Genomic DNA, 11,838 nt, shown 5'->3' with positions numbered 1-11,838 from the left:
TTAATAAGCAGTAATATAAATTAACAATACAAATCTGAGATCCCTTTTCATTCCTATTTTCAGGAGGATACACCCCGGTGAACAAGCGGTGGAGAAATGCAGGGCTATATGCGCTTTTAGCGATCGTCGTGATTGCCTTAGCAACGGCGGTCTTTGATAAGCAACCCCAAACACGTGAAACTTGGCGCTACAGCCAGTTTATTCAAGAAGTTGAAAAAAATAACGTCAATAAAGTAAGTTTGAGTTCCGATCGCTCTCGCGCCTTGGTGCAGTCCCAAGACGGTAGCCGGATTCTAGTTAATCTACCCAGCGACCCCGAACTCATTAGCATTCTGACCCGCAACAACGTCGATATTTCTGTCCTGCCTGCAACCGATGGCAACGACTTCTGGCTCCGCGCCGTCAGCAGCCTGTTCTTCCCGATCTTGCTGCTTGTGGGTCTATTCTTCCTGTTGCGCCGTGCTCAAAACGGGCCGGGTAGCCAAGCCATGAACTTCGGCAAATCCAAAGCTAGAGTTCAAATGGAACCTCAAACCCAAGTCACATTTAATGATGTGGCAGGGATTGACCAGGCAAAACTCGAACTCAATGAAGTCGTGGACTTCTTGAAGAATGCCGATCGCTTTACCGCAATTGGCGCAAAAATTCCCAAGGGTGTTCTGCTTGTCGGCCCTCCCGGAACCGGTAAAACCCTGCTGGCAAAAGCAGTTGCAGGTGAAGCAGGTGTACCGTTCTTCTCAATTTCGGGTTCTGAGTTCGTTGAGATGTTCGTCGGTGTGGGAGCTTCCCGCGTCCGCGATCTGTTTGAGCAAGCAAAAACCAACGCACCTTGTATCGTCTTTATTGATGAAATTGATGCGGTTGGTCGTCAGCGGGGCGCAGGTCTCGGTGGCGGAAACGATGAACGTGAGCAAACCCTGAACCAACTTCTTACCGAGATGGACGGGTTTGAAGGCAACACCGGAATCATCATCATCGCGGCAACGAACCGTCCTGATGTACTGGACGCTGCGCTCTTGCGTCCGGGTCGGTTTGACCGTCAAGTGGTGGTCGATCGTCCTGATTACGCAGGTCGTTTGGAAGTGCTCAACGTCCACGCTCGCGGCAAAACCCTGTCGAAAGATGTTGATCTTGAAAAGATCGCCCGTCGGACTCCTGGATTTACCGGAGCAGACTTGTCGAACTTGCTGAACGAAGCCGCGATCCTGGCGGCTCGTCGCAATCTGACCGAAGTTTCAATGGACGAAATTAACGATGCCATCGATCGCGTCCTCGCTGGACCTGAGAAGAAAGATCGCGTCATGAGCGAAAAGCGTAAAGAGCTGGTCGCTTACCATGAAGCAGGTCATGCATTAGTCGGTGCGTTAATGCCCGATTACGATCCAGTTCAAAAGATCAGCATCATTCCTCGCGGTCGTGCAGGCGGGTTAACTTGGTTCACACCGAGTGAAGACCGGATGGATTCCGGCTTATACTCCCGCTCTTACCTGCAAAACCAGATGGCAGTTGCGCTCGGTGGTCGGATTGCTGAAGAAATCGTCTTTGGTGAAGAAGAAGTGACTACAGGCGCATCGAATGACCTTCAGCAAGTGGCACGAGTGGCGAAGCAGATGGTGACACGCTTTGGAATGAGCGATCGTTTAGGCCCGGTAGCGCTCGGTCGTCAGCAAGGCAATATGTTTCTCGGTCGGGACATCGCCGCAGAACGCGACTTCTCGGAAGAAACTGCAGCCGCGATCGATGACGAAGTGCGGAACTTAGTCGAGCAAGCGTATCGTCGTGCTAAGGCGGTTCTGGTTCAAAATCGTCCGGTTCTTGACAAACTGGCTGAAATGCTAGTTGAGAAAGAAACGGTGGATTCAGACGAACTGCAAGAACTGCTCAGCACCAGTGATGTGAAGATTGCAGCGATCGCGTAAGCGCTGAATACTCGCCTAGTTTCTAACCCAATAGAATCTTTTTGAGGGATGTTCCACCGGGGCATCCCTCTATTTTATTTATTGGATGGCATCTTCACAAGCTACAGCACAAGCTGTACTTGGATCACCAAGCTCGATTTGAATTGTGGCGTGTTCGATGCCGAAATGATCATGCAACTCGCGGCAGAGTTCAGCTAAGAAGGCATCTCCCGGATGCCCAGCCGGGGTAATCAAATGAGCCGTTAGCGCCACCTCGGTTGTACTCATCGCCCAAATGTGCAAATCATGCACCTGAGCGACACCAGGACGCTCTGCAAGGTACGTTCGCACCGCAAGCGGTTCAATCTCTTCTGGAACTGCATCCAGCATGAGATTAAACGATTCTTGAAACAGTTGCCATGTCCCGATCACAATCACGATCGTAATTGCCAAACTGACGATCGGATCAAGCCACTGCCATCCAGTCATCAGAATTGCAATCCCAGTTAGCACCACGCCCAGCGAAACCAGCGCATCGGCGGCTAAATGCAAAAATGCGCCGCGAATATTCAGATCAGAGTTGCGTCCCGACACGAACATCAGCGCACTGCTCGTATTCACCGCAATCCCGATCGCTGCTACCAAAATAATCGTTCCACCTTCAACGGGTGCTGGAGTGTGAAATCGTTGGATCGCTTCTAAGCCAATGCCACCACAGGCAATGAGGAGAAACGTTGCATTGAGCAAAGCGGCTAAGATTGACGATCGGCGAAATCCAAACGTGCGTCGGGGAGTCGGTTGACGACGCGCTAAAATACTCGCCCCCCAAGCCAGTAATAATCCTAAAACGTCGCTGAGATTGTGTCCTGCATCCGCAAGCAGCGCTAGAGAGTTAGCTAAAAGTCCATACACCACTTCAGCAACGACAAAACCAGCATTCAGCGTGACACTGACAATAAAAGCGCGATTGTAAGAATTAGTCCGGTGGGTATGACCGTGACCGGGGGGCTGGTGGTGTCCGGGGGAATGCCTCTGGTGGGGTGCCATATCGAGTCGAATGCAGCTTCTCAATTCTAGGTTCAGATTGTAGTGACGCGATTAATCGCGTCACTACGAGAAATTCTGCAATGATCAATTGTGTGCAACCGTCCGATCGCCCTCAATTAATCAAGGGTGATCGTGCCGTTTCTACTTATTCCCACTCGATCGTTCCCGGTGGCTTCGAGGTGATGTCGTAAACCACACGGTTCACCCCCTTGACTTCGTTCACAATGCGGTTGGAAATGGTTTCAAGCAGATCGTAGGGAATTCGCGCCCAGTCTGCGGTCATGCCGTCTTCGCTCTTGACGCAGCGCAGCACGATCGGATAAGCATAAGTGCGTTGATCTCCCATCACTCCGACGCTTCGCACAGGCAGCAAGACGGCAAAAGCTTGCCATACATCGTGGTAAATGCCTGCGCGATTGATTTCCTGACGCACAATTAGATCGGCATCTCGCAGAATGTTCAGCTTTTCTTCGTTCACTTCACCCAAAATCCGAATCGCTAGACCAGGACCAGGGAAGGGCTGACGATTGACGATCTCTTCAGGCAGACCGATCGATCGACCAACCTTTCGTACTTCGTCTTTGAACAGTTTCCGCAACGGTTCGATCAGCTTGAATTGCAGATCTTTTGGCAGTCCACCGACATTGTGATGGCTCTTGATTTTGACTGCGACTCGTTCTCCAGTTTTTGGATCAACGTTAGTATCCGCAGATTCAATCACGTCCGGGTAAAGCGTCCCTTGAGCGAGATAATCGAACGGCCCTAACCGCTTCGATTCTGCTTCAAACACGCGGATGAATTCGTGCCCGATGCGTTTGCGTTTTTCTTCAGGATCGGTGATACCCTCGACCGCTGCCAAGAAACGATCGCGAGCGTTCACATAGGCAACATCAATATGAAACTGCTCATGAAACAGCTTCACTAAGCGTTCTGGCTCTAGCTTTCGCATGAAGCCTTGGTCGATAAACATACAGGTGAGTTGATCGCCGATCGCTCGATGCAGCAGAAATGCCAGCGTTGAGGAATCCACGCCGCCAGACAGCGCTAACAGCACTCGCTTATCCCCAACTTTGGCACGAATTTCGCGAATCGCTTCTTCGACAAACGCATCGGTTGTCCAAGTCGGCTCACATTCGCAGATGTGGTAAACAAAGTTACGAATTAAAGCTTGTCCGTATTGAGAATGCACCACTTCCGGGTGGAACTGTACGCCGTAGAGTTTACGATCGTGTTCGGCAATGGCAGCACACGGCGTATTCGCCGTGTGAGCGAGGATCTCAAATCCGGATGGAAGCTGCGTCACTGAGTCACCGTGGCTCATCCACATGATCGAGCCATCTTCGACATTGGTAAGCAAATCGGTCGGATCATCGATCGCGAGATTTGCTTTACCGTATTCGCCGCGATCGCTGCGTTCGACATTGCCGCCAAGCTGTTGCACCATCAGTTGCATTCCGTAGCAGACTCCCAGAACGGGAATGCCAAGCTGCCAAATTCCCGCATCACAATGCGGTGCGCCATTGTCATAAACCGAATTTGGGCCACCGGATAGGATAATGCCCTTGGGGTTGAGTTGGCGCAACTGTTCGATCGTGGTGCGATACGACAGAACTTCAGAATAGACTTGGGTTTCGCGGATACGTCGGGCAATCAGTTCTGAATATTGCGACCCAAAATCGAGAATCACGATCATTTGACGATCGAGCGCATCCAAATCTGAAGTAGATACGATCGGGGTATCCAGAACAGACGGGTCAGTGTGTGGAGTCACGGGAGTTTCCTGATGAAATGAACGAGAGTCAAACCAACGATAAACGGGCGTTTTGAAGAGCGGTAAAAAATGAATCGTTTTAGATATTCTGGCTATTCTAATCACATTAGCAAACGGACTCAAGCAGTTGGGTTGCTTTTCTGCTTTTTACCAAAATCTGCCGAGCACGATCGAACAAAATGCTACCGACCTCAACGGTTGCCTCACTGTGGGTAAAGATGTAATGCTGGGCACGATCGTCGATCGTTTGGGCGATCGAGGTATAAACTTCGATTTCTTTTCCTAAATTTCTTAAGTATTTCAATCCGTCTTCAGCCGTAGCGCTGGCAAGAATGGCTTGCAAATCTGCTGGATCGATTCCCACTTTTGCGGCATGAGCGGTGAGAATTTCTTGTCGAGCATCAGCAACATGGTGATGAGTGTGAAAGATACCGCCTGCAAGTTTCATTAATTTACCGTGATAGCCAAATAGGAGGATTGATTTCACTTGCTGAATTCCCGCCTCGACTAAGAGAGAACCGATCCAATTCGCAGTTTTGAGGGTGCGATCGCGATCGATGCCCAATTTTGCGGCAAGATCCAAACCATTCTCTCCAATGCAAAAAACGAGGGTGTCAAATCGCTTTGATTTTTCCTGAAGTTCTGCGCGAAATTGTTCGAGCTGATCGGGAGCGCTGAGCGGTTGAGCAATGCCCGAAGTTCCAAGCAGCGATAAGCCTTCAACCACACCAAAAGCTTCGTTTGAAGTTCGTTTTGCCAGTTGCCGACCTTCGGGCAAAATTAAGGTGACGCGCAGGGATTCTCCAGGCTGAAGCAATCGGTTTAGGTTTGTGAGAATTAGCTGTTGAGCATAAGCGTAGATGGCAGCTTGTTGATCCGATCGCTGTCCAATGCCTTCACCGCCGACGATCGTAATTCTCTCTAAATTATCGGAAACATCAAAGTCCCCCACGAGTGGGGGATTTAGGGGGCCTCCGAGATCTCCAATCGCAGCACTTGTCTCTAATTCCACCATTGCCCAAACAGGCGTATTGCGGGTGAGGTCAAGATTGTCACCCGGATCGCTGCGAGTGATTGCTAACGCAGAATTTTTACTTAATTTTGCAACCTGCTCGATCGCGATCTGAACAATTTGAGCCGGATTAATTAAATCAAGCTCAACCTGATCGATCGCGATTCCGTGTCGAAGATGGTGCAGAGCGGCGATCGCAGAGGCACAAGCAAAAACAGGTAAGGTATATCCAGATTTCATTTCTTCAGGGCTAACGTTAATCCATCGGCGATCGGTAATAAGCTGACCCAGACGCGATCGTCTTGCGCCACTTTGGCATTAAAGGCGCGAATGGTGTTGGTAATCTTATCGTGATCGGTTTCGTCTGCCACACGACCCGACCACAACACATTATCGATCGCAATTAATCCGCCAGGGCGCACCAGTTGAATCGCTCGATCGTAGTAGTTTGCATAGTTGCCTTTATCCGCATCAATGAAGGCAAAATCGAAAGTTTCTGTTTGATCTTGAAGCAGGCGATCGAGCGTGTCGATCGCGGGTGCGAGGTGCAATTCGATTTTGTCTGAAACATTTGCCATTGCCCAATAGCGGCGGGCGATTGTCGTATATTGCTCACTCACATCACAAGCAATCAGTTTTCCATTGGGGGGAAGTGCCATTGCCACACAAAGCGAACTGTATCCGGTAAAGACTCCGACTTCTAGAGCTTTTTTCGCTTGGATCGATCGCACCAGCAGCGCCATTAGCTGACCTTGATCAGGTGAAATCTGCATTCGGGCTTGAGGCAGTTGTGCAGTTTCTTCGCGAAGTTGCGCGAGAATGTCTGATTCTTGCAGCGAGTTTGAGAGAATATAGCGGTAGAGAGACTCATCGACACCAAACGCCTGCTTAAACATAGGAGCTATGACCGTGAAACGAGCGATACAAATTATCCTAGCGATTGTCCTTGCAGTTGGTTTAACTGCCTGCGGTGGGCGCTACTCGGTTCCGGGTGCAGTGTTGAAAAAAGCGATCGCAATTACAGTCGATCGTACTCAGCAAGAAATTAGTCAGCAGCTTAAACTCACTTCCGCTCCGAAAGTGACGATCGATCGCGTCAAAATCACAGATCAAACTCCGCTCAAAATCGAAGGATTTGATGGGTATCACGTTAAAGGCGAGTATGATTTCACCTTGAAGCAGTCGAAGCGCCAAGACAAACAAGTGGATAACATCTTCGATCTGTATTTGCAGCGTCAAATCGAAGGAAAAACTCAAATTTGGCGATTAGCCCAACAGAGCGGAGACGAATGGAACTTAACCGCGATCGGCCCCACTCGGAAGCGTGGCTAAATTGGGCAACTCAGATCGCCTGCTTTCTGTGTAAATCGTAGATTCTCTCGATAGTCTACTGGACAGTCAATCACTGCGGGAACGTCTTGTTCGAGCGCTTCTTTAAGAGTTGGAATCAAATCCGCCACCGATTCAACCCGATAGCCTTTCAGCCCCATACTTTCGGCAAATTTGACGAAATCTGGATTGCCGAACTTGATAAACGATGAGTGTCCAAACTGGTTCTCTTGCTTCCACTCGATCAAGCCATAGCCACCATCGTTAAAGATAATCGTCACGAAGGCAGTTCCTACTCTCAGCGCCGTTTCAAGCTCCTGACAGTTCATCATAAAACCACCATCTCCGGTGACTGCAACCACTTTACGATCGGGATGCACTAACTTCGCTGCGATCGCGCCCGGAATCGCAATTCCCATTGCCGCAAATCCATTCGAGATAATGCAGGTATTCGGGCGATGACAGTGATAATGCCGCGCCATCCACATCTTATGAGCGCCCACATCCGAGATCACAATGTCATCTGCGCCCATCACTTGCCGTAAATCGTAGATGAGCTTCTGCGGCTTGATCGGAAAGCCATCATCATTCGCATATTGAGCATAATCGCTGCGAATCTCAGGACGTAAGCCGAGCGCTTGTGGGTCGGGTTTGCCATCGCGATCGCAGCGATACAAAATCTCTTGCAGCGAATCGGAAATGTCACCGACAACTTCTGCGATCGGCATATAGCTACTATCGACTTCAGCAGGCGTACTGCCAATGTGAATCACCGGAATTCTGCCGCCTGGGTTCCACTTTTTCGGCGAGTATTCTACTAAGTCATAGCCGATCGCGATGACTAAATCGGCTTGATCAAATCCGCAGCTAATATAATCTCGCTGTTGTAACCCCACTGCCCAAAGCGCCAACGGATGCGGGTAAGGAATGACTCCTTTGCCCATAAACGTATTTGCAACCGGAATGTTTAATCGAGTCGCAAACTTAGTCAGCATTTCACTTGCATTGCTGCGAATTGCCCCATTTCCTACCAGAATTAATGGATTGGCTGCATCGTTGATGGCGTTAGCAGCTTTCTCGATACTGCGGAACGAAGCAAAGGTCTTCTCAATGTTGTCAGAGATGAGCGGCTTTCCATCTACAGGCATCGCCGCAATGTTTTCCGGTAAGTCGATGTGAACCGCTCCGGGCTTTTCAGTTTGAGCAATCTTGAAGGCTTTGCGAACAATCTCAGCCGTGTTACTGGGTCGCACGATTTGTGTGTTCCACTTGGTAACAGGCGCAAACATCGCGACCAGATCAAGGTATTGATGCGATTCGATGTGCATTCGATCGGTGCCCACCTGTCCCGTAATGGCGACTAACGGAGCGCGATCGAGATTGGCATCTGCAACTCCAGTCATCAAATTCGTGGCACCAGGCCCTAACGTGGAAAGACAAACCCCCGCCCTTCCGGTGAGCCGTCCGTAGACATCTGCCATAAATGCTGCACCTTGCTCATGTCGCGTGGTGATAAACCGGATTGATGAGTTTTGCAGCGCTTCTAGCACATGAAGATTTTCTTCTCCGGGTAGACCGAAGATATACTCAACGCCTTCTGCTTCCAAACACCGGACTAATAGTTCTGCCGTGTTCATGCTCGTCCTCCAAAGTAAAGGGCTAAGAATTCGCTTCGTATAGTGATAGCCCAGATTTAATGATCTAAAAGACTTTCTATCTATTGCACCCAGATAGTTTTGATGTTGACAAACTCGTGGATGCCTTCGCGCCCTAGTTCTCGCCCAAACCCCGATCGCTTGATGCCACCAAACGGTAGCTTCACATCGGATTTCACCATCGCATTGATAAACACTGAGCCAGATTCAATTTCTTCGATTAACCGTTCGCGCTCCGTTTCGTCTTGCGTCCAAGCACTCGCACCTAATCCAAACGGTGAATCATTCGCACGAGCGATCGCACTGTCTAAATCTGGCACCCGAAACACCAGCGCAACCGGCCCAAAAAACTCGTCATACTCAGCAATACAGCCTTTGGGAATGTCAGTCAGAATCGTGGGGGCATAAAAGTTTCCGGGTCGATCACGCAACGGTTCCCCACCGATTAGCACTTTTGCGCCCTGCTGAATCGAGGTCTGAACTTGCTGATCGAGATCTTGCAGAATGCCTGGGGTTGCTAAGGGGCCAATTTCGGTTTCCGGCAACATTGGATCGCCGACTTTCAGCGCTTTGTACTGCTCAACTAGACGATCGAGGAATTGATCGGCGATCGCGTCTGCCACGATAAAGCGCTTTGCTGCGATGCAAGATTGACCACTGTTGAGCATTCGAGCCGCGACCGCTGTTTTGACTGCTTGGTCTAAATCTGCGCTCGGCATCACAATAAACGGATCACTGCCGCCAAGCTCTAGAACGACTTTTTTGATGTGCTTGCCCGCGATCGCCGCAAGACTCGCTCCAGCGGGTTCACTTCCGGTTAGGGTTGCTGCTTTAACGCGATCGTCTTCGACAATCATCGCCACTTTATCCGCGCCCACCAGTAACGTTTGGAATGCGCCAGCTGGAAAGCCAGCGCGAACGAACACTTCCTCGATCGCAACGGCACATTGCGGCACATTCGAGGCGTGTTTGAGCAGTCCCACATTTCCCGCCATCAAAGCCGGAGCCGCAAATCGAAACACTTGCCAAAACGGAAAATTCCATGGCATCACCGCTAAAATTGCGCCCAGCGGTTGATAGCGCACAAAGCTAGACGCAGCTTGAGTTTGAATCGGCACATCGGCTAAGAATTCGGCAGCCTGTTCTGCATAGAAGCGACAAACCGACGCAGACTTCTCGACTTCTGCGATCGCGGCTTTCAGCGGCTTACCCATTTCTAGGGTGATTAATTCACCGAAGCGATCGCGCTCTCTTTCCAAAATATTTGCTGCTTCGGAAAGCCAGCGTGAACGCTGATCCAGCGTAACGGAACGATACTGCAAAAACCGGGAGTGCGCCGTCTCAATTTTCTGCTGAATTTCTACAGTCGAGAGCGCTTCAAACGTTTTTACCACTTCTCCAGTTGTGGGGTTTACGGTTGCGATCGCCATAGCCCTTCCTCCCTAATTTTTAGGAATCTACAGAATGCGATCACACGGATTGAAGCTTAATTTAATCATTTCTTTATAATTAGAGTCTAAACCGTGTAGATCGCTACTTTGTTTTAGCAAATATCTCTATTACAATTCTCCCAACAATTGTGTAAAACGATCAGTAAACTATGATTAAATTTGCAATTGTTCGCGATCGTTAAAGTATTAACGTGCTGCTCAAGCTGTAGAGAAAGATTAACCCTGATGACGAGATCGGCAAATATTTCAGAAAGGTTAAGTTTTTTCGGTAAGCTCAGATACAAAAAATGCTTGCTATATCATAAGAGGTACGCGACCGAAGCAACATATGGTAGCAATTGAGCCGCATCTCTTGCATTCGCAACTAGCCAGAGAAGTCGTCCGCTAGGATGAAAGTCGCCTACATTAGCCCAATTGTCAACACGGATCAAATTAAGAGCGATGTCTGCCGCTCTTGAAAATGCTCTACCTTAGTCTCGCAGTGAGTTGGAAGTTGTAGAACGGGTCGGACATAGCCTTAATATGAACTCATTAGATATGGATTTACGCACTCCCTCAAGTAGACCGATCGTGCTTGTCGTGGATGATAGTGTTGATAACCTCGTTTTGTTAGAGTATCAGCTTACCAGCATGACCGAGTGTGCCGTCGTCACTGCTGAAACAGGCGAAGCTGCGGTTCACCTCGCACAGCACAGCCAGCCAAGCTTAATTCTGCTAGATATATTGCTGCCTGACATCAATGGAATTGAGGTGATTCAGCGATTGAGGCAATCTCCCAGTACGGCTGGAATTCCGATCGTTGCTCTCACTGCACTTGCCAGAACCGAAGACCGCGATCGCATTCTTGACTCTGGCTGCGATGATTATCTGGCTAAACCCTACGATTTAGATGACCTACAAGCCATAGTTAATCGTCATCTACCTCAGTGTTGTCGTCTCTAAGGCGGCGGGAGTGAGATTCGCGCACTTGGGGAGCTTTTTCCAGCACTACGATCGTCCCGCTGCGTCCTGTGTCAAACGTAGCATCGCTGAGAATATCAATCACCTTGACATCGACGACTTCTTCGATAAGGACTGTCAATTGTGGGTGCAGCGCTTTGTCTAGATCGTCATGCACCTTCTCTGCAAGTTCTTCTTGTCCCGTTTCAAGTAGTAATCTTTCAGGCTTAGTAATTGCGTCTTCTAGCACGATAATCACTTTGCCGTCTGCGATATGGCAACTGACGCGACTCGGTTGGTGTCCGAGTTGAGTCCGATAAAAGGCTTGTACGCGCTGCGAAAGCGTCCGCTCCAGTTGTCCACGGGTCGGTAAAGCAGTAGAGGTCATAATAGTAAATTAATTAAGAATCAAGTCCGGTCATAGGATTTCAGATACGGTTATTATTGCGGTCTTGATTCTGTGACCAATCTCCCTAGAGAAAGGTTTTCTCCTGCATTGTTCTCAGCGTAACGGAAGTAACATTTTTATGATTAACGCACTTCAATTAAGCCATTGACGATCGTGAGTACAATCGATAAACCAATCAATATCCATAAGATAAAACCAGGCAAAAATGTGAGCAATCCGACACCGCGCAAAATCCACACGATCGCGGTGAGGGCGAGGACAACAATATAAACAATTGCTCTGGAGTTGCTGGGTTGATTCATAAGGTAATCGATGCTTCTCACAATT

The 11,838-nt window shown here is 49.3% G+C and carries 11 protein-coding genes; 3 read left to right on the top strand and 8 right to left on the bottom strand.

Annotation, left to right across the window (positions count from 1 at the left end):
- Positions 1-77 precede the first annotated feature (77 nt).
- Positions 78-1,919 carry an ATP-dependent zinc metalloprotease FtsH3 gene (gene ftsH3, locus NC980_RS03935; RefSeq protein ID WP_190379816.1) on the top strand — a complete coding sequence of 614 codons (1,842 nt, stop codon included), beginning with the start codon at positions 78-80 and terminating at the stop codon, positions 1,917-1,919.
- Between the two features lie 78 nt (positions 1,920-1,997).
- On the opposite strand, the gene NC980_RS03930 is transcribed toward ftsH3, so the two are convergent.
- The 4 genes from NC980_RS03930 to NC980_RS03915 form a co-directional block, all read right to left on the bottom strand.
- A complete protein-coding gene (locus NC980_RS03930; protein ID WP_190379815.1) occupies positions 1,998-2,945 on the bottom strand; it encodes a cation diffusion facilitator family transporter in 948 nt (315 codons plus the stop codon).
- Positions 2,946-3,090: 145 nt separating this feature from the next.
- Positions 3,091-4,638, bottom strand: a complete 1,548-nt coding sequence (gene guaA, locus NC980_RS03925) for a glutamine-hydrolyzing GMP synthase (protein ID WP_190379971.1) — start codon at positions 4,636-4,638, stop codon at positions 3,091-3,093.
- A 184-nt stretch (positions 4,639-4,822) separates the two neighbouring features.
- On the bottom strand, positions 4,823-5,968 hold the full coding sequence (gene cbiD, locus NC980_RS03920; RefSeq protein ID WP_190379814.1) for a cobalt-precorrin-5B (C(1))-methyltransferase CbiD: 1,146 nt from the start codon (positions 5,966-5,968) through the stop codon (positions 4,823-4,825).
- Positions 5,965-6,624, bottom strand: a complete 660-nt coding sequence (locus tag NC980_RS03915; protein WP_190379813.1) for a class I SAM-dependent methyltransferase — start codon at positions 6,622-6,624, stop codon at positions 5,965-5,967. Before NC980_RS03915 ends, cbiD begins: the two co-directional genes overlap by 4 nt.
- 7 nt (positions 6,625-6,631) lie before the next feature.
- Here NC980_RS03915 and NC980_RS03910 point away from each other — a divergent pair, with 7 nt between their 5' ends.
- Complete coding sequence (locus tag NC980_RS03910; RefSeq protein ID WP_190379812.1) at positions 6,632-7,060, top strand: hypothetical protein; 429 nt, start codon at positions 6,632-6,634, stop codon at positions 7,058-7,060.
- Here the strand turns inward: NC980_RS03910 and NC980_RS03905 are convergent.
- A complete protein-coding gene (locus NC980_RS03905) occupies positions 7,057-8,694 on the bottom strand; it encodes an acetolactate synthase large subunit (protein WP_190379811.1) in 1,638 nt (545 codons plus the stop codon). The two genes, NC980_RS03910 and NC980_RS03905, sit on opposite strands and share 4 nt — an antisense overlap.
- Before the next feature lie 80 nt (positions 8,695-8,774).
- Positions 8,775-10,142 carry an NAD-dependent succinate-semialdehyde dehydrogenase gene (locus NC980_RS03900; protein WP_190379810.1) on the bottom strand — a complete coding sequence of 456 codons (1,368 nt, stop codon included), beginning with the start codon at positions 10,140-10,142 and terminating at the stop codon, positions 8,775-8,777.
- A gap of 558 nt (positions 10,143-10,700) precedes the next feature.
- Here NC980_RS03900 and NC980_RS03895 point away from each other — a divergent pair.
- Positions 10,701-11,105, top strand: coding sequence for a response regulator (locus NC980_RS03895; protein ID WP_190379970.1), 405 nt, complete (start codon positions 10,701-10,703; stop codon positions 11,103-11,105).
- On the opposite strand, the gene NC980_RS03890 is transcribed toward NC980_RS03895, so the two are convergent.
- Positions 11,071-11,490 (bottom strand): DUF2294 domain-containing protein, encoded by a 420-nt coding sequence (locus NC980_RS03890; RefSeq protein WP_190379809.1) that lies wholly within the window; start codon positions 11,488-11,490, stop codon positions 11,071-11,073. The genes NC980_RS03895 and NC980_RS03890 overlap by 35 nt on opposite strands.
- 143 nt (positions 11,491-11,633) lie before the next feature.
- Complete coding sequence (locus NC980_RS03885; RefSeq protein ID WP_190379808.1) at positions 11,634-11,813, bottom strand: hypothetical protein; 180 nt, start codon at positions 11,811-11,813, stop codon at positions 11,634-11,636.
- Positions 11,814-11,838: the final 25 nt, after the last annotated feature.

The sequence above is a fragment of the Leptolyngbya sp. AS-A5 genome, assembly GCF_039962495.1.
Taxonomy (GTDB): Bacteria; Cyanobacteriota; Cyanobacteriia; order Leptolyngbyales; family Leptolyngbyaceae; genus Leptolyngbya.
The sequence above is the reverse complement of the archived record's forward strand: the minus strand, read 5'-3'. Positions and strand labels throughout refer to the sequence as shown.